We start from the raw sequence: 23,853 nt of genomic DNA, 5'->3' as shown, positions 1-23,853 counted from the left end.
AAATGATTCAATTAATTGCTATCGATTTAGATGGAACCTTATTAAAGAGTACCAAAGAAGTTACAGCTAAAAACCTTGAAGCACTTCATTACGCTCAAGAAAAAGGCGTTAAAGTGGTGATATGTACAGGTAGGCCTTATTCCACCATGCACCATTTAATTGATCAAATCGGCTTAAAGAGTGAGGATGACTACTTAATTCTTTACAATGGTGCTTTTGTTCAAAGAATTAGTGATGGGCAAGTCTTAATTCAAGAAGAGTTGACCAGCCAAGATTTATACAAATGGTATAAAGAGTTGACTTCATTAAATCTGCCTTTAAATGTTCTTGACCAAGAATGGGTTTATGAACCCTTAACTTATCCAAAAGGTTATGAAAGTTTTTATGCGGGGAATGTTTCAACAGCCCCTCATACCAAAGTTGATTTCAGTGATTTTGATGAAGACCATCGTTTTATGAAATTTGTGGTCACGATTGATGAAGACCATTTGTCACAGCAAATTCCACTTTTAAACAAAGAACTTGTCAGTCAATATACCCTATCCAGATCCCATCCTTTTCAACTAGAAATTATGAAGGCGGGAGTCAATAAAGGAAATGCTTTAAAAAAGCTATCCGATCAGTTAAACATTCAACCTTCTGCTATAATGGCAATAGGAGATCAGATGAATGATGAAAGCATGATTGAATTTGCTGGACTTGGAATTGTGATGGAAAATGGCGCAGATGCTTTAAAGGAGATGGCTGATTACATTACCTTATCCAATGATCAAGATGGTGTCGCTCATGCTATTTATCAATTTATTAAATAGAACGGAGGAAGTCTTATGGGATTATTTGATCGCATTAAACGAGCTTTCACAGGTGAAGATAAAGTTGTTAAGGAAGAAGTATTAGACCAAGAAGAACAGATTGTCTTTGAGAAGTATGATAAGGGAATGGAAAAAACACGTAAATCTTTTTCTGACCGCATTACTGACTTATTTACTTCTTGGAGAGAATTGGATGATGAATTTTATGATGATTTAGAAGAAATTTTAATTTCAGCCGATGTTGGCTTTAAAATGACTCTGGCTTTAACCGATGCCATTCGTGATGCAGTAGAAGCTGAAAATGTTCATAAACCACAAGATGTAAAGCGGGTTATGCTGGAACAAATGGTGGCAATTTACGAAAAAGACCAGCCCGTTAACCCTCATTTAATTGAAAATCCCAACGGACCCACAGTTGTCTTGTTTGTAGGTGTTAATGGGGTGGGTAAGACGACTTCTGTCGGTAAAATTGGTTACAACTTGAAACAATCAGGACACAAGGTCTTGATGGCCGCAGCGGATACTTTTAGAGCAGGTGCCGTTGAGCAGTTAAATGTTTGGGGAGAGCGCTTAGGAATACCTGTAGTAACCGGAGCGGATCAAGGAGACCCTGCTTCTGTTGTCTTTGACGCAGTAAAGAAAGCCAATGCGGAAGATTATGATTATCTTTTAGTTGACACGGCGGGTCGTTTGCAAACTAAAGCGAATCTGATGGCTGAATTAGCTAAAATGAAACGGATTATTGAAAGAGAAAATCCTAATGGTGTACAAGAAGTTCTCTTAGTTTTAGATGCAACAACCGGCCAAAATGCCTTGATTCAAGCTAAACAATTTAACGAAGCAACCGAGATAAGTGGACTAGTCTTAACCAAGTTGGATGGAACCGCTAAAGGGGGCGTCATCCTTTCAATCCGCCATGAATTAGACATTCCGGTTAAATATATCGGTTTAGGTGAACAAGCGAGTGATTTACAAGCTTTTGATGCTGAAAAATATATGTATACGCTCATTCGTGACTTAATTGAAAAAGAAGCCAACTAAACTGAGCTAGGAATTTTATCTGACCCAAGGCTTTTTAACTGTGCTATAATATAATTGATATGGATAGAAGGGGTCATAAATATGAGTGAATTAGGAACAAGATTGCGTGAAGCACGTGTAAATAAAGGTTATACATTAAATACCTTGCAACAAATGACTAAAATTCAAAAAAAATATTTACAAGCCATTGAAGAAGGCCAATTGGAAGAACTACCGGGGAATTTCTATGCCCGTGCCTTTGTTAAACAGTACGCTGATATGGTGGGATTAGATGGAGATACTCTCTTAAAAGAATATGCCAATGAGTTAGAAGTGCAGAACAATGAAAGTAGTCTGATAAGAGAAGAAGAGGCTGAAATGCCAAGTAGGTTACGTAGCCGTCATTTGAATGGTGAGTCTAATCAGATTGAGAAAATTCTCTCTTATGTTCCCATGGCTATTCTTTCAGCGATTATTATTTGTATTATTGTTATCTTAATTTATGCCATTCGTCAGATTTCAACTGAAGATAATCAAGTCGCTCAAACCAATAATAATGCCGATGTCTTGGAAATTGTTAAGCCTTCGGCTAATCCAGTGGATAGATCGACTGAAGAGGGCGAAGTAACGGAACAAGTTGATAATAAAAAAGACTTAGCCGATAATCAGCTATTAGTTGGAAATGAAGTGATTACTGAAATTTCTCAAGCTGGCGAGATTAAGACCTACCAATTAGAAGGTCCTATTGAAAATTATCAATTTGGTGCCAAAGGAAACGCCTTTGTGTGGGTCGGTATTTATGAAGAAGGTAGTATGGTAGTAGACCAAACGATTTCTAAAGATGAAGACTTGGAACATCAAGCTAAAGAAACTACTAAGACTGTAAGGATAGAGTTAGGATATCCAGAAGGAGCCCAGTTTATAGTCAACGGTAAGGCTGTTGAGCCTGATCCGAGTGTTCCTGGTGTTATTATCTTTAAAGTTAATGAAGCCACTTCTTCAAGTGAAGAGTTAGCTATTGATGAACTTTCAGAAAATAATGAAGAAACTAGCTATGAGGATCCAGCGACATTAGATTCTAATTAACCATCGGGAGAGTAAGTTATGAATATTGCCAATCGTTTAACTGTTTTTAGAATTTTTTTAATTCCTTTATTTGTCTGTTTGTTAACCTTACCATTAGACTGGGGCAATCTGACACTTTTAGGGACAACCATTGCTACCCCTTTCTTTATTGGAGGACTAGTATTTGCGACAGCATCCTTTACGGACTATTTAGATGGTTATTTAGCACGCAAGTTAAATTTAGTCACTTCTTTTGGTGTGTTTGCTGATCCAATGGCAGACAAACTTTTAGTCATTGCAGCACTCATAATGCTAGTTGAACATCAATTTATTTCAGCTTGGATGGTCATCATTATTATCTGTCGAGAATTATTAGTAACCGGTTTAAGGGTATTATTAGCTCAATCCAATGGTAAAGTAATGGCAGCAGCCTGGCCTGGAAAAGTAAAAACCTTCAGTCAAATGTTTGCCATACTGTTCTTTCTTTGGAATAATGCTGGTTTTACATGGTTACCTTTCTCTTTGGCCCATCTTTTAATGGGAATAGCTTTATTCTTTACTGTATATTCAGGTATAGAATACTTCTATAAAGCTAGACATCTTTTCACCGATATTAAGTAGTTTATTTTCTTTAAAAAGTCATCTTTTTGATGGCTTTTTTTTAAAGAAAACACCTTTTTGACTTTAATAGGTATTTATAAAATGGAGGGTCTTCAATGAATTTAGAAATTATCACAGTAGGAACGGAATTAGTTCAGGGACAGACCATTAATACCAATGCTGCACTACTAGCTAAAGCATTTGCTTCAATTGGAGTTTCATCTTACAACCAACAAGTGGTGGACGACAATCAAAAGCGGATTGAAGAATCAATTAGCATAGCTGCGACTCGAGCAGACCTAATTGTCTTAGCTGGTGGGATAGGGCCGACCCACGACGATTTAACTAAAGAAAGTTTAGCTCATTATCTTGGGCAAGAATTGGTTATCGATTCTCAACAGTGGCAATATATTCAAGATTATTTTATAAAACAAGACCGTCAGCTCTCTCCATTGGATTATAAACAAGCTTTAACCTTTAGAGAAGGTTATTGTTTTAATACAGAAGATGGCTTAGCCTGTGGTAGTTTATATTTTGATGCTGACGCTAATCAATACTACATTTGCTTACCAGGCCCACCTAATGAATTAAAGGCCATGCTTAATAAAGAAGTTGTACCCTATTTTGAACAAAAAATTGACCAGCCCCTAGCGACGGAAACAATTTGTTTGAATTTTTATGGGATTGGCGAATCACAAGTAGCGAATTTATTAGAGCCAATCATTCAAAAAGCAAGAGAGCTTGATATCGCTATTTATGCTAAGCCTAGACATATTCGCCTAGTCTTAAGTCAAAAGCAGTCCAAAATAGTTGATAATTACCAATTATTAGACGAAACCTCCCACCAAATAATAGATCAATTAAAAGACTATTATATTGGTGAAGGAAGAGAGCATACTATAGAAGCATATTTAATTAATCGATTGAAGCAGCTTAAACTCACCCTATCAGGTGCTGAGAGTCTAACAGGGGGAAAAATGCTAAGTCGCCTAACTCAGGTTCCTAGTGCTTCAGCAGTAATAAAGGGAGGTTTTGTGGTCTATCAAGCCCAAGCTAAAGTTGATTTACTATCGATTGATCCTGAATTAATTGAGAAATATTCAGTATACAGTGAGCAATGTGCTTGTGCCATGGCCGAATAGTGCTTAAAATTAAGTGGCAGTGACATAGCTCTTGCTTTAAGTGGAGTAGCTGGTCCGGGGCCCGATCAAGGACATCCAGCTGGAGAAGTTTATCTGGCTTGTGCAAGCAAAAATCATCCGACTGAGTGGCAGAAATTAATGCTTCCTAATCGAGGACGCGACTATGTGAGAGACTTGGCTACTAATTATGGTTATGAATTAATTAAGAAAACAATCGAACAAAAGTTCGTAAAAAACTTGAGTTTAGACTAAGATATTGTTAAGATAAGAGTACCTTGATGAACGGAGGAAATAATATGGTAGATGCAAATAGACAAAAAGCCTTAGATCAGGCGCTAAAAAATATAGAAAAAAGTTATGGAAAAGGTGCAATCATGCGGTTAGGCGATCGAACAAGTGTGGAAATTGACACGGTTCCTTCTGGCTCCTTAGCTTTAGATGTGGCCCTTGGAATAGGTGGCTATCCTCGTGGAAGGGTTATTGAATGTTACGGTCCAGAATCTTCTGGTAAGACCACTGTTGCCCTACATGCCATTGCATCTGTCCAAAAAAGAGGTGGATTGGCAGCCTTTATCGATGCTGAGCATGCTTTAGATCCAGTTTACGCTGAAAAATTAGGAGTCGATATTAACGAATTATTACTCTCTCAACCAGATACAGGAGAACAAGCTTTGGAAATAGCGGATGCCTTGGTTTCATCAGGAGCGGTCGATATTGTGGTTGTTGACTCTGTAGCTGCTTTAGTCCCGCGAGCTGAAATCGAAGGAGAGATGGGAGATTCGCATATTGGTTTGCAAGCCCGTTTGATGTCGCAAGCTATGCGTAAATTATCTGGTTCAATTAATAAAACTAACACGATTGCCTTCTTTATCAACCAGATTCGTGAAAAGGTTGGCGTAATGTTCGGTAACCCAGAAGTAACCCCAGGTGGACGTGCTTTGAAGTTTTATTCTTCTATTCGTCTTGAAGTCAGAAGAACTGAAAGCCTTAAGCAAGGTGGAGATGTTTATGGTAACCGGACGCGAATTAAAGTTGTTAAAAACAAAATGGCGCCACCATTTAAAGAAGCCATGGTCGATATAGTCTATGGTTACGGTATCTCTCAAATTGGAGAGTTAGTAGATATGGCATCTGATTTGGATATTATTAATAAGGCAGGTTCTTGGTATTCTTATAAAGAAGAACGAATTGGTCAAGGACGCGAAAGTGCAAAACAATTCTTAGAAGATAACCCACAAATCTTCGAAGAAATTGATCAACAAGTTAGACAGCACTATCAAATTGGTGGTCATTCGGCAGTAACTTCTGAAGAAGCCGATGAAGAAGCTTTGGAAAAAATAAAAGAAATTGAAAAATAATTTTACAAGACCAATTAAAAAAAATAAAATTAACTACATTCAAGTTAAAAGTTTAAGAAGACCCTTCAATTCAATGAGGGTCTTCTTTTTCATAAAAAGCTAAAGATATATTCGGTCTAAATAGTCATAAGTATCCTTTGAATTATTTGACTATGACTTCAATTAAAAGTATTATAAAAGTTGTGGAAAGCCACGATTAATTTTTATACACTATTAATTAATGAAAAAACTAAATAGATACGGAGGTGACTCTTATGGAAAATTTGATTCCACTCGCCTTCGCTATCGTTGCTTTAATTGCTGGTTTTGTTATTGGTTATATCGTTAAACAAAAATCAGATGAAAAAAATATTGCAAGCGCAAAAGCAAATGCCGAAGCAATTATTGATGATGCGATAAATCAAGCCCAAACTTTAAAACGCGAAGCGCTTTTTGAAGCGAAGGAAGAAAATATCAAATACCGTAATGAGATTGAAAACGAACTAAAAGAACGTCGCCAAGAAGCGACAAAATTTGAAAATCGTTTAATTCAAAAAGAAGAAAACCTGGATAGGAAAAGCAATACTTTAGATAATCGTGAATCTCTATTAGAAAATAAAGAAGCAGATTATTTAAAACGCAAAGATGAATTGACGGAAAAAGAAAGTGAAATTGAACAACTCACCATAAAGGGCCAAGAAGAATTAGAAAGAATCGCTATGATGTCACGAGAAGATGCTAAAGAAATCATTCTTAAAGAGACAGAAGAGACACTTTCCAATGAAATGGCAGTCATGATTCGTGATGCTGATCAAAAAGCAAAAGAAGAAGCCGATCGCAATGCCAAAAGTATCATTCTTCAAGCTATTCAACGTTCCGCAACAGACCTAGTAACAGATAACTCTGTAACGGTTGTTCACTTGCCAAATGACGATATGAAGGGTCGAATTATCGGTCGTGAAGGACGGAATATTCGCACCTTAGAAAGCTTGACAGGTATCGATTTAATCGTAGATGATACACCAGAAACAGTCGTTTTAAGTGGCTTTGACCCAATTCGTCGTGAAATTGCTAAACTCGCTCTTGAACGTTTAATTCAAGATGGTCGGATTCATCCTGCTAGAATTGAAGAAATGGTCGAGCGCGCACGTAAAGAAATGGATGAGCGTATCCGTGAAGTTGGTGAAGAAGCTGTCTTCGATGTCGGTGTTCACGCTATTCATCCTGACTTAATTAAGATTATTGGTCGTTTAGCTTACCGGACCTCTTATGGTCAAAACGTCCTAAAACACTCTGTTGAAGTAGCAAAATTAGCAGGTGTCATGGCTGGTGAATTGAATGAAGATGTAGTCTTAGCCAAAAGAGCTGGCTTACTTCATGATATTGGTAAAGCTTTGGATCAAGAAATTGAAGGGTCTCACGTTGAAATTGGTGCCGAAATTGCTAATCGTTACAAAGAAAGTGAGACAGTTATTAATGCAATCGCTTCTCACCATGGCGATACCAAAGCAACTTCTGTTATCTCAGAGTTAGTAGCAGCGGCAGATGCCTTATCAGCCGCAAGACCAGGTGCACGAAGTGAATCCTTAGAAAATTACATTCGTCGCTTGAAACAATTGGAAGAAATCGCCAATGAAAATGAAGGCGTTACTCAATCCTATGCTATCCAAGCAGGTCGTGAAGTACGTGTGATTGTCGCTCCAGACAAGATCAATGATGCGAAAGCGGCTGCTTTAGCTAGAAGTGTGAAAAAACGCATTGAAAATGAAATGAAATATCCAGGAAATATTAAAGTAACGGTAATACGCGAAATACGAGCCGTAGAGTATGCAAAATAAACACAAAGCACAACCCCTTTTGGAGTTGTGCTTTTTATATCATGATAATTATGAAAGGTTTTGCTAAAATAGAGATAGTAAAAGCTTTCACTTCTAAGATAACTTATGCTTAAGTTCTTTATTTTTTTTAACTATGAAGTAGCTTAGTAATAGGAAGAGAAAAGTTTATTTTACAACTGTTATTATCATGATAATCGAACCCATTAAATGATAAATTAACTAGAGGATGAGTGGCCATGTCAAATAAAGAAACTCCTATGATGCAACAATACCTTTCAATTAAAGCCAAGCATCAAGATTCCATTTTATTTTTCCGTTTAGGTGATTTTTATGAAATGTTTTATGAAGATGCTATTATAGCTTCAAGAGTATTAGAAATCACGCTTACTTCCCGTAATAAAAAAGCAGAAGATCCAGTTCCTATGTGTGGGGTTCCTTATCACTCAGCCACTGAATATATTCGTCGGTTGATTGAAGAGGGATATAAGGTGGCCATTTGTGAACAATTAGAAGATCCACGACTCACCAAAGGAATGGTCAAAAGAGATGTTGTACAAATTATTACACCAGGAACCATTTTGGTGGATCAAGCACTTAAGCATAAGGAAAATAATTACCTAGCCGCTTTTTTAAAAGCAAAAAACACTTACCATTTAGTTTACGTTGATATTTCAACTGGACAAAGCCGGATGACACAAACCGAAGATTGGAATCAATTTGTAAGTGAAATTCAAACAGTTAAACCCAGTGAGTGGATTATTGATGAGGAAACAAGGTCTGGTTTTAGCAAAGAAGAATTGACCCAATTGCAAGAAAGAATTACAGCTTTTAAATCAGCCTTTACGCCGCCAGCATTAACAGAAAACTTTTTTAAACTGAAAGAAGCAAGTCTAGTTCAAACAGAACTCTTGAAATATTTAACGGCTTATCTTAAATCTATACAACCTCATGCTTTTGATTATTTAAAAGAAGTAGAAGTTTATACTTTATCAGCCTACTTGCAGATGAATCAATACACCAAAGTCCAACTCGAGTTAACCGAATCTTTAAGGACCCAAAAGCGTAAGGGGTCATTGTTGTGGTTGATAGACCGCACGCAGACGGCTATGGGGGGGAGACTATTACACCAGTGGTTGGATAAACCCTTATTAAAAAAACAGGCTCTAATTAGTCGCCATCAAAAAGTAGCTGGATTGATCAATCAATACTTTGTTCGTCTCGAGTTAGTTAATGTTCTAAAAAATGTCTATGACCTTGAACGCTTAGTAACCAAACTTTCTTTACAGACTGCCAATGCTAGAGAAGTTGACCAGTTGCGCCAATCCTTGAAACAAATACCAGTCCTTAATCAGTATCTCCAGCAATTGAATGAATCCATGGATTCCGTTGATCAATTTAAAGACTTACCTGAATTTAATGAGTTACTCGATATTATTGATGAGGCTCTTGTCGACAATCCACCCATTTCTTTAACAGAAGGCAGAATTATTAAAGACCATTATCATAAAGAATTAGATGGTTATCGCGATGCTTTGGATAATGGTGAAAGTTGGTTAATTGATTATCAAGAACGTGAACGTCAAAGAACCGGTTTAAAAACGCTTAAGGTGGGCTATAATAAAGTGTTTGGCTACTATTTAGAGATGAGTCGTTTGCAAGCACAAGACTTTGATGATCCGACTTATGTTCGTAAGCAAACCTTAGCCAATAATGAACGCTATATCACCGATGAACTCAAACAAATAGAAAGTACCATTCTAGGAGCCCAGGAAAAGGCTGAAAAGTTGGAATATCATCTCTTTATCGATTTACGAAATCGTTTAAATACTTATTCCACTCAATTACAAGAATTAGCACAAGCTGTGGCTACTCTAGATGTTTTATGCTCGTTTGCAGAATTAAGCGAGGAGGAGAACTTTACTCAAGCTTATTTGTCTGATCAAAGAAAGGATTTTGAGATAAAAGAAAGTCGTCATCCTGTTTTGGAGAAGTTAATCGGCCGATCTAAATTTATTGCCAATGATTTTAATCTAGACCACGATCAATTTGTTCTATTACTAACAGGACCCAATATGTCGGGGAAGTCGACCTATATGCGTCAAATCGCTTATAGTGTTATTCTTAATCAAATTGGTTGTTTCGTTCCGGCTAAGGAAGCTAGACTGCCCTTAGTTGATCAAATCTTTACCCGGATCGGATCTTCTGATGACTTAACCAGTGGGCAATCCACCTTCATGGTGGAAATGATTGAAACCAACTACGCCTTGCAAAATGCCACTGATCGCAGTCTGATCCTCTTTGATGAGATTGGTAGAGGAACAGCCACCTTCGACGGCATTGCATTAGCAGAAGCGATTCTTTACTATATTGCTCAAAAAGTGGGAGCGGCTACCATTTTCTCTACCCACTATCATGAATTAACTGACCTTGACCAAAGTCTTTCTCAGATAAAAAACATTCATGTTGGAGCCGTGGAAGAAGCCGGTCACTTAGTCTTTCTCTATAAAATTCTAGCTGGACCAGCGGATAAGTCCTATGGCATTCATGTGGGGCGCTTAGCAGGATTGCCAGAATCAGTCTTAAGACAGAGTCAAGTGGTGCTGGATGAGTTAGAAGCCAATGCCAAACATTTACGCAACCATCAAGTCGATCAAATCGACCTTTTCCAAGTGCCTGAAGAAGTCCAAATTAAAGAAAGTTCTTCAAAAATAGAAAAGGCACTTAAAGAAGCAGATATTAATCAAATGACACCCTTAGATGCTTTAAATTTCTTATCTCAATTAAAAGATGAGCTGAAATAAATAAAGGAGGCCGCAATGGGAATTATTAAACAAATGGATACAGCTTTAGCCAATCAGATTGCAGCCGGAGAAGTGGTTGAAAGACCGGCCTCAGTTGTAAAGGAATTGTGTGAAAACGCAATTGATGCTAATGCGAATCAAATTCAAGTAGAAGTAAAAGAAGCTGGTATTCAACAAATTATAGTGATTGATAATGGTCAAGGAATGGTGGAAGAAGATCTTCACCAATCGGTATTGGCTCATGCAACCAGCAAAATATATTCCCTATCGGACCTATTCCAAATCACCTCTTTAGGCTTTAGAGGAGAGGCCTTAGCTTCAATCGCTTCTGTAGCCAAGGTAAGGATTGAGTCGACTTGGAATGGAACGGACCAATCTAGTCAAACAGGTCATTTTATTGAAGTGGAAAATTCAAAACTAATTAATCAAGGCTCTTGCCCACCGCGTAATGGTACGACGGTTCAAGTAGACTCAATTTTTTACAATACACCGGCCCGGCTTAAGCATTTAGCTAGTTTGCAAACCGAAATGCGGCATATTCTTAAGGTGATTCAAGATTTAGCCTTGGCTTATCCAAGTATTTCCTTTACTTTAATTTCTGATGGAGACCGCTTGCTACAAACAGTCGGTAAGGGTGACTTAAAGCAAACGATTGCTCAACTCTATTCACCGCAACAGGCAAGAGAAATGTTGACCTTCAAAAAATCTGATTTAGAGTTCGAAATTGAAGGATTAATTTCACCTCCTACCTTGACGCGAACCAGTCGCAATTATATTCACTGGATTGTCAATGGTCGAACGGTCAAAAGTCCTTTTCTTAATAATGTTTTGATTAAGGCCTATGGCAAGCAGTTAATGATTGGGCGTTTTCCTATAAGCTTTATTCAAATCACAACCGATCCGCGCTTAGTGGATGTCAATGTCCATCCTACCAAACAGACCATACGTTTAAGTAAAGAAGCGGAATTAGCTAAATTATTAACTCAAGCTGTTGAAGATAGCTTGCTTGAAAACAGAGCGATTCCTGAAGCGGGAGAAAGTCTATTTAGACCCTCTCGCCCATACCAACAGAATAAGGGACAATTAGATTGGATAAGCCAAACATCCTATCTAGCAGAAGATAGTCCAACTCTAACACCATCTAGTCCTGCTTTAAATCAAAATAAGTTGGACGATTCTATAGAGACCAATCAAAACCCAACTGAAAATACTGAAGGGGACATGAAACAAGCAAGCTTTCAAGTAGCAGAAAAAGATAAATTTATTCAGCATGAAAAGCATAATTTGATTGATTTTAGTCAGTTGCGTTATGTAGGCCAGATTCATGGCACTTATTTAATTGTTGAAGGCCCCTCATCTTTCTACTTAATTGATCAACATGCTGCCCAAGAGCGAATCCGTTATGAAAAGTTGATGACTGACCAAGTGGATGTTGACCAACAGCAGGATTTTTTAATGCCAAAGTTATTTAGTTTTGATCTAAAAACAGCGCAATTAGCAGAAGAATACAGTAATCGTCTAGCTGAAATAGGGATTCATTTACAAGCCTTTGGACCCAAATCCTATCAAATGCAAAGTCATCCTACCTGGTTAGAAGCTGATGAATTGGACCAAATAGTGCCAGATTTATTAGATCGTCTAAGTAGACATGAAGATCTTTCAGTTAATCAATTAAAAGAAGCGAGCATCATTATGCAGTCTTGTCGTGGGGCGATCAAGGCAAACCATCGCCTAGCAGACAGTGAGGCTATTCAGCTACTTGCTGAAATGAACGATTTACAAGATCCATTGCATTGTCCGCATGGTCGACCAGTATTTATCGAGTTCGATCCGACCACTATTGAAAAATTATTTAAACGTATTCAAGATCATCATTTAGGAGGAAGAGAAAATGACTAAAAAAAATTTTCAAGACAAAATTGAAAAATTAGATCCTATCCAATACCATGTGACGCAAGAAGCGGGTACTGAAAGACCCTTTACTGGGAAATACGATCAATTTGACCAAAAAGGCATATATGTTGATATTGTGTCAGGAGAACCCTTGTTTTCAAGTAAGGATAAATTTGATGCGGGCTGCGGTTGGCCTTCCTTTACTCAACCAGTTAAAGGAGCGGAATTGCAAGAATTAGAAGACCGTAAACTATTTATGCCTCGAACAGAGGTGCGCTCTAAACAAGGTGATTCTCATTTGGGACATGTGTTTAATGATGGTCCAAAGGATAGGGGAGGCTTGAGATACTGTATCAATTCAGCCGCTTTACGTTTTATTCCATATGAAGAGATGGACCAAGCAGGTTATAGCGACTATAAGAAATGGGTGGAATAGTTAATGTACCAATATATCGAAGGACAAGTTAAGCAGATCCAACCGACTTACTTAGTTCTAGAAGCCAATGGTATAGGCTACCAAATCTGGTGTGCCAATCCCTTCCGTTGGCAAGAAAAAATGCAGGAAACGATTAAAATATTTATCGAGTTGGTAGTAAGAGAGGATGCTATGCTCTTATATGGCTTTGTGGACGAAGCGGAGAAGAACCTCTTTCTTCAGTTAAATAAGGTTTCTGGTATTGGCCCCAAGTCGGCTCTATCTATTCTAGCTTTGGATGATCAAGCAGGTTTAGTACAAGCGATTGAATCAGCTGATGCCAAATATCTAATGAAGTTCCCAGGTGTAGGCAAGAAAACAGCTCAGCAAATGATTTTAGACTTACAAGGTAAGCTTGATTTGAGTCAAATTAAAGAAAGTGAAAACTTACCAAGTCCTGAAAACGATCATATAGATGAAGTTAAACAAGCTTTAGAAGGATTAGGCTATTCTAAGCGTGAAATTGAACGCGTGATGCCAAAAATTGAAAAAGAGGCTATTGAATCAACCCAAGAGGGCTTGAGCTTAGCCTTTAAGCTTTTAATAAAATAAGCAAGAGAAAGGAATAAATATGGATCAAGAACGATTTGTATCAAGCGAAAGCTTGACGGAAGATGATCAAAATCTCACCACTTTAAGGCCACAATTATTAAAAGATTATATCGGTCAGTCTAAGGTTAAAAATGAACTGAATGTCTATATTCAAGCAGCCTTGAAGCGATCTGAAGCACTCGATCATGTCTTGCTCTATGGTCCTCCTGGCTTAGGGAAAACCACTCTTGCCATGGTCATTGCTAACGAGTTAAATGTTAAGATTCAAACCACTTCAGGCCCAGCCATTGAACGACCAGGTGATTTACTAGCCATTCTTAATGAATTGGATGCGGGCGATATTCTTTTTATTGATGAGATTCACCGCTTGCCTCGCATTGTTGAAGAAGTGCTTTACTCAGCCATGGAAGATTATTATGTTGATATCGTTATTGGTCAAGGAGCCAGCTCCCAGCCCATTCATTTTGAATTACCTCCATTTACTTTAATAGGGGCAACCACACGGGCGGGGATGCTTACCCAGCCCCTTCGTGATCGTTTCGGCATTATGGCCCACATGCAATACTATGAGGTTAAAGATTTAGAAAGAATCGTTAAACGGTCTGCTCGAGTCTTTCAAATTGATATCGATGACCAAGCCAGTCAAGAATTGGCGGTAAGAAGTCGTGGAACTCCCCGAATAGCTAACCGTATGTTAAGACGAGTACGTGATTTTGCACAAGTTCATGGCGATGGCAATATTCATATTAAAGATACCAAGGGAGCTTTAGAAGTCTTACAAATTGATTCCTTAGGCTTAGATCCGCTTGACCGCAAACTCTTAAAGACTATGATTGAATTTTATGGTGGAGGACCTGTTGGTATAGCCACTCTAGCAGCTAATATTGGCGAAGATATTGTGACACTTGAAGATATGTATGAACCTTATCTGGTCCAACAAGGCTTTATCAAACGAACGCCTCGAGGACGGATGGTTACCGAATTAACTTATCGTCACTTGAATTATCCTATCGAAGAAAAATAGAAAGAAGAAAACTATGACTTATACAACCAAAGATTTTGATTATTATTTACCAGAAGAATTGATTGCCCAAACACCCTTAAAGGATCGCTCGTCCTCACGCATGTTGGTGGTAGACCGTCAAAGCCGGCAAATGACAGACACAGACTTTAAACACATTCTCGATTATCTAAAGCCAGGGGATGGGTTAGTAATTAATGAAACTAGAGTCATTCCCGCGCGTTTATTTGGTGTTAAACCGGATACCGGAGGACATATTGAGGTCCTTTTACTAAATAATACTCAGGGTAACCAATGGGAATGCCTAGTTAAACCAGGTAAAAGAGCTCGTGTAGGGACAGTCTTACATTTTGGCGACCAATCCCAATTAGTGGGAACAATTATTGAACATAAGGAAGACGGAGGACGGATTATTGAATTTTCATATCGGGGTGTCTTCTTAGAAGTCTTAGAATCCTTAGGTCAAATGCCTCTTCCTCCTTATATTAAGGAAAAATTGGATGATCCAGATCGCTATCAAACGGTCTATGCCAAGCAAAATGGTTCGGCCGCTGCGCCAACCGCTGGCTTGCATTTCACTCAAGAGTTGATGCAAGAGGCTAGAGAGAAAGGTATTGAAATTATCCCCATAGTGCTTCATGTTGGTTTGGGAACCTTCCGCCCTGTTTCGGTGGAAGAGATTGACCAGCATCAAATGCACGCTGAATATTATCAAGTTAGCCCAGAATCGGCTGAAAGAATTCAAAACATTCGTAAAAAGGGTGGAAAGATCACTGCAGTCGGTACAACCTCTGTGCGCACATTGGAAACAATTGCTCGTGATCACCAAGGGCAAATTGTGGCGGCTTCAGGGTGGACGGACATTTTCATCACGCCAGGTTTTAAATTTCAAGTAGTTGATCATTTAATTACTAACTTCCACTTGCCACAATCGACCTTAGTGATGTTGGTTTCAGCCTTTTATGACCGCAATAAAATCATACAAGCCTATCAACATGCAGTCGATCAAAAATATCGGTTCTTTAGTTTTGGAGATGCGATGTTCATTCTCTAAATAAATACAGTAGAAGGTGAGAAAATCAAATGCTATTCAATGTTCGTAGCTCCTATTCTTTATTGCAATCCACGCTTGATTTGAATAAGTATGTAGCAAAAGCTAAGGCCTTAGGCTACACCCATCTTGGCCTAGCTGACCAGGGAGTCTTGCATGCTAGCCTTAAGTTTTTTCTAGCCTGTCAAAAAGCAAATCTTCGTGCCATGATGGGTCTTACTTTAAACTTGCCTGGACGTTTGGACCAAAGTCAGACCTATCCTATAATTCTTTATGCCCTAAATTATCAGGGCTATTTGACTTTGATTCAACTTTCTAAATTGATCAACCAAAGCCATCCAGATTATCAACAAATCTATCATTTGATGAAAGCAGCCAATCAATCATTGGTTGTTATTACTGCTGGCAAAAAGGGGGAGTTAGAACAGGCCCTTCTACACGAAGATTTTGAAGCAGCAGAAGCCATTCTTCAGTCATGGCTAACTATTTTTCCGCTAGATAATTTTTTCTTAGGACTTTCAATCTATCCCTACAATGAATTAGAAGTCTCATGGCTTAGTCAATTTGCCCGTAACCACCAACTAAAGATGGTATGTAACCAAGAAGTTGAAAGTCTCACCAGTGAAGAGGGTTTTGCTATCAGAATCTTGCAAGCCATTGATCGGAGCGAAACACTGGATCCTTCAATCATGACTTATCGAACGTCTCACTATCTATATGGACGCAAAGAATTAGAAGACATGTATTTACAAAAAGGACTTGATCAAGTAGTTGCCAACAGTCATGCTCTTGAAGAGCGAATGCGAGTTGAACTGCCAATTAATCAGTCGTTACTCCCTAAATTTAAAACACCTAATAATCTAACCGCTCAAGACTACTTACGACATTTATGCCAAGCGAGTCTTGCGAAACTAAAAGTAGATCAAGTGACAAGTTATCAAGAGCGATTGGACCATGAATTAACTACCATTGATCAAATGGGCTTCAATGACTATTTCTTAATTGTCTGGGAAATTATGGCCTTTTGCCATGAACATCATATACGGACAGGGCCAGGGCGTGGCTCTGCGGCCGGATCGCTAGTAGCCTATCTATTGGGAATTACTAAGGTGGACCCGATAGAATACGATTTACTGTTTGAACGTTTCTTGAATCCTGAACGCTATAATATGCCGGATATAGATATCGATATTCCAGATGATAAAAGGGACCAAGTCCTTCGCTATGTAGCCCAGAAATATGGCGAACAACAGGTGGCACAAATGGTTACCTTTGGTAGTTTTGGTGCCAAGCAATCGCTCCGCGATACGCTGAGAGTCTTATCTTATCCTAAAATGGTGCAAGATCGCTGGTCCAAGACCATACCTACCGAAGTGTCCATCCGTTTACAAGATGCTTACCAAAAGTCTAGCGCTCTAAGACAATTAATTGCTGAAGACCCTATAAATGAACAAATTTTTAAAACAGCCCTAACCATTGAGGGTTTGCCAAGACATACTTCTACTCATGCTTCAGGCGTCGTGATTGCTGATCAAGATTTGAGTCGTTTGATCCCGGTTATAAATAGAGAAGATCAAATGCAGATTACCCAATATGACATGGAAGATGTAGAACGGGTAGGACTATTAAAAATGGACTTTCTAGGACTTAAAAACCTACAAATTCTAGACCATATATTAAATTTAATTAAGAAAAACCAAGGGCTAGCTATTGATATTGAGGGAATTGATCGCAAGGATTCAACCACTTTAAAACTCTTCCAAGAAGCAAATACCCAGGGAGTCTTTCAATTTGAATCAGAAGGAATTCGCCAAGTATTAAGAAGGTTAAAACCAGAAAGCTTTGAAGATATAATTGCTGTTAATGCTCTTTATCGACCGGGACCTATGCAACAAATATCTCACTTTATCAACCGTAAACATGGTAAGGAAAAAATTGATTATATTCATCCGCTCTTAGAAGAAATACTCGAAAAAACATATGGAATTATTGTCTACCAAGAACAGGTCATGCAAATATGCCAAAAATTGGCTGGTTTCAGTTTGGGGCAAGCCGATCTTTTAAGAAGAGCAATGGGGAAAAAAGAGATGGACTTAATGAAAGACCAACAGGCCGCTTTTTTAAAGGGGTGTCAAGATCGTGGTCTGGATAGTCAAACTAGTCAAGAAATTTTTAATTATATTTATCAATTTGCTAATTATGGATTTAACCGAGCACATGCTGCTGTTTATTCGACTTTGGCCTATCAACTAGCCTATTTGAAGGTCCATTATCCATTAGAGTTCTTTACAGCCTTGTTAAATCAAGGGCGATCAATTCATCAAAGTTTGGACGAATATCTATTAGATGCCAAACGTACGGTAGGTAAATTTTTAATGGTAGATATCAATCAGTCACATGCCAATTTTGAAATTGAACAGGGTACGATTCGGATTGGCTTAATGGCAATCAATGGACTCAGACATGATTTTTGTCAAGTAATTTTAGATGAGCGCAGTCTTGCTGGTCCTTTTACCGATTTTCAAAACTTTCTATCGCGCATACCTCTTAAATTTCTAAAAAGTAATTTAATACAATCGCTTATTGATGCAGGTGCTCTTGATACTTTTGGTTATACACGGGCGACCTTGACCGAGAACTTGGAACATTTCATTCAATTTCGTAAGATTTCAGGCAAACATATTAACTTATTAAAAGAAATTGAACCCAAAATTAACATGGTCAGAGAATGGCCCAAGGCTCAATTACTTAAGCGACAGCGCGAAGTATTAGGTTTGCAATTAGCGGGTCATCCAATTGATGAGTACCTAAAGTTAATCGAAAGGGACCCAAGTTTTCAGTCTATTGGAACATTGAAATCCTTAAATATTCCCAAAAGTAAAAAAGTGAAAGTCTTAGCCTATATTGAGCACATGAAGGTAATAGAAACAAAGAAAAAAGACCAGATGGCTTTTTATCGTCTCAATGATGGCAGTCAAAGTATTTCTCTAGTTAGTTTTCCAGAAAGCTATCATCGATTCGGCCACCAGCTTAAAGATGGTCAAGTGGTAGCTGTAGAAGGTCAACTTAGCCAAGATCGACAGGGGCAACCACAAATTGTATTAGATAAATTACTTCCCTTACCAAAACAAGAAAATATATCCCATTCATCGCCAGTCCGTCAAGTATTTATAAAGTTATTAGATAATGCCTCGAATCAACAATTAGTAGAAAAACTAAAAGATTTAGCTATAGAAAATCCGGGTCCCTTGGAAGTAATAATGGTTGATAAGAATCGTAATGCTTGGAAATTAGAAGCTACATATAATATTTCGATGGCAGATCGCGTGGTAAATGAGTTAAAAGTTATTTTTGGAGATAAAAATGTTTATTTTAAATAGAAAAAAAGTTTAAAATCATATGACCGGACAGGCTTTTTAATTCATGTTAAAATAATATTGAGCCAGAAAAAATAAAAGAGGTGACTTATGAGACGTTTAGCAGTGCTAACAAGTGGAGGTGACGCTCCAGGAATGAATGCCGCCATTCGTGCGGTCTTTCAACAGGGTCTTCACCATCAAATTGAGGTGGTGGGAGTTCAACACGGCTTTAAAGGCTTAGTTGAAGGTGAATATAAATGTATAGAAATCAATGATATTTCTCATGCCATTCGTAGAGGAGGAACCATTCTTTATTCTGCAAGGTATCCTGAATTTAGAGAAATTGAAAATCAAAAGAAAGCCATTGAGCAAATGGAGGCTCAAGGTATTGAAGGCTTAATCGTTATTGGTGGGGATGGATCTTTTCAAGGTGCCCTAGCTCTTACTAAATTAGGGTTCCCTGCTGTAGGTATTCCAGGAACGATTGATAACGATATTCCAGGGACGGAATATACGATAGGTTTTGATTCTGCTATGTCGGCAGCCATTGAAGCGATTGATAAAATTTCCGACACAGCGGCCTCACATAATCGTACCTTTGTGGTCGAAGTGATGGGACGCAATGCAGGTGATATTGCAATATGGGCTGGAGTGGCTGTTGGAGCCGATGCTATTATTATTCCTGAAGAAGAATTCTTTATTGGCGATATTGCAAGAAGAGTTAATACTTCTTTCCATCACGGTAAAGACCATGCTATTATTGTTTTAGCAGAAGGTGTAATGGGTGTGGAAGAGTTTGTGAAACAATACAAAAAAGAAGCCCCTAATCAAAGTGTTCGAGGTGTTAATCTATCCCATATTCAAAGAGGGGGTAATCCTACAGGGCGTGATCGTGTTTTTGCTACATTAATGGGTGCTAAAGCAGTAGATTTAATTCTCCACGGACAATCGGGTATTTTTGTGGGCATTACCAATGAAGAACTATCAGTTTGTGATATTGTTGAAACCTTAAGTAAATCACAGCATAAGGTAAGAGATGACCTCTATAAAATTAATCGCACGTTAACTGATCGCTATTGAGCATAAAAAGGAGTTTATATGAAGAAAACAAAAATCGTTTGCACAATGGGTCCGGCAACTCAATCCAAGAAAGTAATGGTCGATCTTCTCAACGCAGGAATGAATGTGGCGCGTTTTAATTTTTCTCATGGTGACCAAGAATCGCAATTAAAGCAAATCAACTTATTTAAAGAAGCCCGTCAAGAAGCGGGTGTTATAGCCGGTATCTTGTTAGATACCAAGGGACCTGAAATCAGAACGCATATGATGGAAAATAACGGTATTCTCTTAGAAAAAGGTCATAAAATTCGCATTGCTATGACAGAAGTTTTAGGCAATGCTGATAAATTTTCTATTACCTATGGAGGCTTAATTGATGATGTCAGTATCGGTTCCTTTATTTTAATCGATGACGGCTTAATTGAGTTGCAAGTTGAGGCCATTGACTATCAAGCTAGGGAAATTGCATGTGTGGTAGTCAATTCTGGTATCTTAAAATCGCAAAAAGGGATTAATGTTCCAGGTATTTCCTTAAATATTGCAGGTATCACTGAGAAGGATAAGCAAGATATTCGCTTTGGCTGTCAGCAAGAGATTGACTTTATTGCGGCTTCCTTTGTTCGCCGTCAAAATGACGTAATGGAAATCCGCGCCATTCTTGAAGAAGAAAATAAACCTAATGTTAAGATCATATCAAAAATCGAAAACCGTGAAGGTGTAGATAATATTGATGAAATCATCGAAGTATCTGATGGAATTATGGTTGCTCGTGGGGATTTAGGGGTCGAAGTACCCACAGAAGATGTGCCCCTCATTCAAAAAATGATTATTAAGAAATGTAACCGTGCGGGTATTCCGGTAGTGACAGCGACTCAAATGTTAGATTCCATGCAAAGAAACCCTAGACCCACACGTGCTGAAGCTGGGGACGTGGCCAATGCCATCTTTGATGGAACGGATGCTGTCATGCTTTCAGGGGAAACAGCGGCGGGAGATTATCCTTTAGAAGCTGTAGAGATGATGGCTAAAATTTGTGAACGGACCGAGTCACAACTCTTAGGTCAGGATGCCTTTACCTTAAAGAAATTCAACCAAACTGATTTAACAGAAGCCATTGGACAAGCAGTTGGACATACTGCTCGAAATCTAGGAATTCAAACCATCGTTGCGGCAACTTCATCCGGTCATACAGCTAGAATGATTGCTAAGTATCGTCCGGCATCAAATATTTTAGCAGCTACTTTCGATGAAGAAGCACAACGCTCACTCACAATTGTTTGGGGCGTGCAACCCTTCGTCATCGGCAAGCCTGATTCAACTGATGAGATGTTAGATTCTGCTTCAGCTATGGCAGTAAAACAAGGGTTTGCTAAAGAAGGCGACTTGATTATTATTACTGCGGGAGTTCCAGTGGGCGAAAAAGGTACTACTAACATCATGAAGATTCAGTTAATCGGCACCAAGTTAGCTGAGGGACAAGGTGTCGGCAGTGGCAACTTTATCGGTAAGGCAGTGATTGCTCATACCGCTGAAGAAGCCAACGCATTTGTCAGAGAAGATACTGTGTTGGTAACTAGCCAGACAGATCGCGATTACGGACCGGCTTTAGAAAGAGCGGGAGCGATCATCTGTGAAAGCGGAGGGATCACCTCTCATGCAGCCATCATTGGTCTTGAAAGAGGAATTCCTGTGGTTGTGGCGGTTGAAGATGCTATGCAAGCTATTAAGCAGAATGAGTTAATTACGGTCGATGCACGTCGTGGTATTATCTATCGTGGAGCAACGGTATCTATCTAATAACTAACTAATTATTTATTTTAAGACATTTCTTCACTCATCTTATGATTGGCTGAAGGAATGTCTTTTTTAGTTGCCATCTTTTCTCTTTGTTTAAAGAATGTGTTAAAATCATTAATAGAAGACTCGGCGAGTCGGAGGAACACTCTTTCGTTGAGGATGGAGTCGGTCATTACTTAAAAAATAGCTCAATCAGCTATCGTAAAGTTTGATCAGATAGGAGAATGAATGATGAAATTAGGAAGAATTACCGAATGTAAGATAAGCGATGAGAATGAAAACAGTTATTTTGCGCAAGTGGAGGGGACAACCTTTCGTTTAGACAAGGATCAAGTTCAAAGTCAAAGTTATCAGTTAGGAGATCAAATTAAGGGCCTTATTTATGAGGACATGAATCATGAAGCCCGCATTCAATTAGATATCCCAAAGGCGGCCAGAGGTGAATATGATTGGGGCACAGTGACTCAAGTACGTAAAGATCTAGGTGTATTTGTGGATATCGGTCTTTATCAAAAAGATCTGGTGGTTTCTTTAGATAATTTACCAGATGATAAGCGGGAATGGCCACAAAAAGGAGACCAGCTCTACTTGACGATGACCGTGGATAACAAAAACCGCTTTTGGGGAGAATTAGCTAGCTTTGAACAGATGGAAGAACTGTTTATCAAAGCACCAGATCGTTTGATGAACCAAGACTTGGAAGTAACAATATTCCAATTGAAATTAGTAGGAGCCTTAGCAATATCCGAAGAAAACTTCCGGACCTTTATTCATGAGAGCGAATGGATTTTACCTCCGCGTTTGGGCCAAAATATTAAAGGGCGAGTAGTCAAAGTGCAAAGTGATGGATCTTTAAATCTGTCTTTAAAACCAAGAGCCCATGAGGCTATTAGCGATGATGCGACTATGTTATTGCGTCTATTAGAAAAGACGCCCAATCATTTCCTACCTTATCATGACAAGTCAGATCCTCAAGCTATTAAGCGCGAATTCGGTATTTCTAAGGGACAATTTAAGCGTGCTGTTGGTTCCTTAATGAAGAATAAACAAATTCGCCAAGAGGCTAATGAGGGGATTTACTTGGTGAAGTCGGAAAATGAATAAGGCAGTCAATCAACAGTTACAAAATTACTTAGCTGATTTTAAGCGCTATTTACAGATAGACCAAGTCAAATCAAAAAATACCATTCAAGCCTATATAAGAGATTTAAAGAAGTTTATGGACTACCATCAAGATCATCTTACAAATTCCATAGACCAAATCGATTATAGCTACATGCAAGGATTTTTAGCCCACTTACATCAACAAAATTATGCGACTTCTTCTACTTCACGGCTTTTATCAGCTATGAAACAATTTTTTCATTATTTGTTAAAAGAAGGTGTTATCCAGCAAAATCCCTTGCAATTAGTACAAGGCCCTAAACAAGAAAAAAGCTTACCTAAAGTTTTATCAATGGAAGAAGTAGAGGCCATTATTCAAGCGCCAGATATAGCCACTTTAACTGGTTTAAGGGACCGCGCAATCTTAGAAGTCTTTTATGCTTGTGGCTTACGTGTCAGCGAATTAACCCAGCTTCAATTAGCTGACTTGCACTTAGACTTGGGTTTTGTTCAAACTTTGGGGAAGGGCAATAAAGAAAGAATTATTCCCTTAGGCGATGAAGCCATCTATTGGATAGATCAATATTTACAAGATGCACGTGGGATTTTTGCTAATAAAAAGACCGCTCAAGCGGGTCAAGTACTCTTCTTAACGGAAAGAGGGAAGGCTTTCACCCGCCAAGGTATCTGGAAAAATCTTAATAAGTATGTTCAACAAGCAGGTGTTAAACAAAGAGTCTCACCGCATATGCTGAGACATTCTTTTGCTACACACTTACTAGAAAACGGCGCAGACTTACGCATGGTACAAGAATTATTGGGCCATGCAGATATCTCGACAACACAAATCTATACACATATTTCACATCACCGTTTACAGGAAGTCTATCGTAAGAACTTCCCGCGTGCTTGATGTGATTAAAGGAG

General features: G+C 38.5%; 18 protein-coding genes and 1 pseudogene. 18 read left to right on the top strand and 1 reads right to left on the bottom strand.

All coding sequences use genetic code 11. The features are described 5' to 3' along the window. The first annotated feature begins 2 nt into the window (after positions 1–2). The 16 genes and pseudogenes from NW240_RS03160 to pyk all read left to right on the top strand — a co-directional run bounded on the left by NW240_RS03160 (position 3) and on the right by pyk (position 21,822). Complete coding sequence (locus NW240_RS03160; RefSeq protein ID WP_258436004.1) at positions 3–812, top strand: Cof-type HAD-IIB family hydrolase; 810 nt, start codon at positions 3–5, stop codon at positions 810–812. A 15-nt stretch (positions 813–827) separates the two neighbouring features. Further along, positions 828–1,853: a signal recognition particle-docking protein FtsY gene (gene ftsY, locus NW240_RS03155; protein ID WP_258436003.1), complete on the top strand. Its 1,026-nt coding sequence runs from the start codon at positions 828–830 to the stop codon at positions 1,851–1,853. 81 nt (positions 1,854–1,934) lie between these two features. Then, the gene (locus NW240_RS03150; RefSeq protein WP_258436002.1) at positions 1,935–2,918 is read left to right on the top strand and encodes a RodZ family helix-turn-helix domain-containing protein; all 984 of its coding nucleotides are present in this window, start codon (positions 1,935–1,937) and stop codon (positions 2,916–2,918) included. A gap of 18 nt (positions 2,919–2,936) precedes the next feature. Beyond that, entirely contained in the window at positions 2,937–3,518 is a 582-nt protein-coding gene (gene pgsA, locus NW240_RS03145; RefSeq protein ID WP_258436001.1) for a CDP-diacylglycerol--glycerol-3-phosphate 3-phosphatidyltransferase, read from the top strand. Between the two features lie 95 nt (positions 3,519–3,613). Next, positions 3,614–4,891 (top strand): annotated as a pseudogene (locus tag NW240_RS03140) (competence/damage-inducible protein A). Between the two features lie 44 nt (positions 4,892–4,935). Beyond that, entirely contained in the window at positions 4,936–5,997 is a 1,062-nt protein-coding gene (gene recA, locus NW240_RS03135) for a recombinase RecA (RefSeq protein ID WP_258436000.1), read from the top strand. 254 nt (positions 5,998–6,251) lie between these two features. Then, complete coding sequence (gene rny, locus NW240_RS03130; RefSeq protein WP_258435999.1) at positions 6,252–7,814, top strand: ribonuclease Y; 1,563 nt, start codon at positions 6,252–6,254, stop codon at positions 7,812–7,814. 236 nt (positions 7,815–8,050) lie between these two features. After that, positions 8,051–10,615, top strand: a complete 2,565-nt coding sequence (mutS, locus tag NW240_RS03125) for a DNA mismatch repair protein MutS (protein ID WP_258435998.1) — start codon at positions 8,051–8,053, stop codon at positions 10,613–10,615. 15 nt (positions 10,616–10,630) lie between these two features. After that, positions 10,631–12,514 carry a DNA mismatch repair endonuclease MutL gene (gene mutL, locus NW240_RS03120; protein ID WP_258435997.1) on the top strand — a complete coding sequence of 628 codons (1,884 nt, stop codon included), beginning with the start codon at positions 10,631–10,633 and terminating at the stop codon, positions 12,512–12,514. Then, a complete protein-coding gene (msrB, locus tag NW240_RS03115; protein WP_258435996.1) occupies positions 12,507–12,944 on the top strand; it encodes a peptide-methionine (R)-S-oxide reductase MsrB in 438 nt (145 codons plus the stop codon). Before mutL ends, msrB begins: the two co-directional genes overlap by 8 nt. A gap of 3 nt (positions 12,945–12,947) precedes the next feature. After that, on the top strand, positions 12,948–13,535 hold the full coding sequence (gene ruvA, locus NW240_RS03110; RefSeq protein WP_258435995.1) for a Holliday junction branch migration protein RuvA: 588 nt from the start codon (positions 12,948–12,950) through the stop codon (positions 13,533–13,535). 19 nt (positions 13,536–13,554) lie between these two features. Next, positions 13,555–14,559, top strand: coding sequence for a Holliday junction branch migration DNA helicase RuvB (ruvB, locus tag NW240_RS03105; RefSeq protein WP_258435994.1), 1,005 nt, complete (start codon positions 13,555–13,557; stop codon positions 14,557–14,559). A 13-nt stretch (positions 14,560–14,572) separates the two neighbouring features. Further along, complete coding sequence (queA, locus tag NW240_RS03100; RefSeq protein WP_258435993.1) at positions 14,573–15,610, top strand: tRNA preQ1(34) S-adenosylmethionine ribosyltransferase-isomerase QueA; 1,038 nt, start codon at positions 14,573–14,575, stop codon at positions 15,608–15,610. Positions 15,611–15,639: 29 nt separating this feature from the next. Continuing rightward, positions 15,640–18,987 (top strand): DNA polymerase III subunit alpha, encoded by a 3,348-nt coding sequence (gene dnaE, locus NW240_RS03095; RefSeq protein WP_258435992.1) that lies wholly within the window; start codon positions 15,640–15,642, stop codon positions 18,985–18,987. Positions 18,988–19,074: 87 nt separating this feature from the next. Beyond that, the gene (locus NW240_RS03090) at positions 19,075–20,046 is read left to right on the top strand and encodes an ATP-dependent 6-phosphofructokinase (protein ID WP_258435991.1); all 972 of its coding nucleotides are present in this window, start codon (positions 19,075–19,077) and stop codon (positions 20,044–20,046) included. Between the two features lie 18 nt (positions 20,047–20,064). Next, complete coding sequence (gene pyk / locus NW240_RS03085) at positions 20,065–21,822, top strand: pyruvate kinase (RefSeq protein ID WP_258435990.1); 1,758 nt, start codon at positions 20,065–20,067, stop codon at positions 21,820–21,822. A 20-nt stretch (positions 21,823–21,842) separates the two neighbouring features. Here pyk and NW240_RS03080 read toward each other — a convergent pair whose 3' ends face one another. Further along, entirely contained in the window at positions 21,843–21,995 is a 153-nt protein-coding gene (locus tag NW240_RS03080; RefSeq protein WP_258435989.1) for a hypothetical protein, read from the bottom strand. A 58-nt stretch (positions 21,996–22,053) separates the two neighbouring features. Here NW240_RS03080 and NW240_RS03075 point away from each other — a divergent pair, with 58 nt between their 5' ends. Further along, a complete protein-coding gene (locus NW240_RS03075) occupies positions 22,054–22,926 on the top strand; it encodes a S1 RNA-binding domain-containing protein (protein ID WP_258435988.1) in 873 nt (290 codons plus the stop codon). Continuing rightward, entirely contained in the window at positions 22,919–23,839 is a 921-nt protein-coding gene (xerD, locus tag NW240_RS03070; protein WP_258435987.1) for a site-specific tyrosine recombinase XerD, read from the top strand. Before NW240_RS03075 ends, xerD begins: the two co-directional genes overlap by 8 nt. The last annotated feature ends 14 nt before the right edge of the window (positions 23,840–23,853 follow it).

It is taken from the genome of Facklamia sp. 7083-14-GEN3 (genome assembly GCF_024742075.1).
Classification (GTDB): domain Bacteria; phylum Bacillota; class Bacilli; order Lactobacillales; family Aerococcaceae; genus Facklamia.
This window is presented reverse-complemented; position numbering and strand designations above follow the sequence as displayed.

Bases quoted from the DNA above. Each gene is read 5' to 3' on its own strand.
- NW240_RS03160 (WP_258436004.1), top strand. From the start codon at position 3: ATGATTCAATTAATTGCTATCGATTTAGATGGAACCTTATTAAAGAGT.
- ftsY (WP_258436003.1), top strand. From the start codon at position 828: ATGGGATTATTTGATCGCATTAAACGAGCTTTCACAGGTGAAGATAAA.
- NW240_RS03150 (WP_258436002.1), top strand. From the start codon at position 1,935: ATGAGTGAATTAGGAACAAGATTGCGTGAAGCACGTGTAAATAAAGGT.
- pgsA (WP_258436001.1), top strand. From the start codon at position 2,937: ATGAATATTGCCAATCGTTTAACTGTTTTTAGAATTTTTTTAATTCCT.
- recA (WP_258436000.1), top strand. From the start codon at position 4,936: ATGGTAGATGCAAATAGACAAAAAGCCTTAGATCAGGCGCTAAAAAAT.
- rny (WP_258435999.1), top strand. From the start codon at position 6,252: ATGGAAAATTTGATTCCACTCGCCTTCGCTATCGTTGCTTTAATTGCT.
- mutS (WP_258435998.1), top strand. From the start codon at position 8,051: ATGTCAAATAAAGAAACTCCTATGATGCAACAATACCTTTCAATTAAA.
- mutL (WP_258435997.1), top strand. From the start codon at position 10,631: ATGGGAATTATTAAACAAATGGATACAGCTTTAGCCAATCAGATTGCA.
- msrB (WP_258435996.1), top strand. From the start codon at position 12,507: ATGACTAAAAAAAATTTTCAAGACAAAATTGAAAAATTAGATCCTATC.
- ruvA (WP_258435995.1), top strand. From the start codon at position 12,948: ATGTACCAATATATCGAAGGACAAGTTAAGCAGATCCAACCGACTTAC.
- ruvB (WP_258435994.1), top strand. From the start codon at position 13,555: ATGGATCAAGAACGATTTGTATCAAGCGAAAGCTTGACGGAAGATGAT.
- queA (WP_258435993.1), top strand. From the start codon at position 14,573: ATGACTTATACAACCAAAGATTTTGATTATTATTTACCAGAAGAATTG.
- dnaE (WP_258435992.1), top strand. From the start codon at position 15,640: ATGCTATTCAATGTTCGTAGCTCCTATTCTTTATTGCAATCCACGCTT.
- NW240_RS03090 (WP_258435991.1), top strand. From the start codon at position 19,075: ATGAGACGTTTAGCAGTGCTAACAAGTGGAGGTGACGCTCCAGGAATG.
- pyk (WP_258435990.1), top strand. From the start codon at position 20,065: ATGAAGAAAACAAAAATCGTTTGCACAATGGGTCCGGCAACTCAATCC.
- NW240_RS03080 (WP_258435989.1), bottom strand. From the start codon at position 21,995: ATGACCGACTCCATCCTCAACGAAAGAGTGTTCCTCCGACTCGCCGAG.
- NW240_RS03075 (WP_258435988.1), top strand. From the start codon at position 22,054: ATGAAATTAGGAAGAATTACCGAATGTAAGATAAGCGATGAGAATGAA.
- xerD (WP_258435987.1), top strand. From the start codon at position 22,919: ATGAATAAGGCAGTCAATCAACAGTTACAAAATTACTTAGCTGATTTT.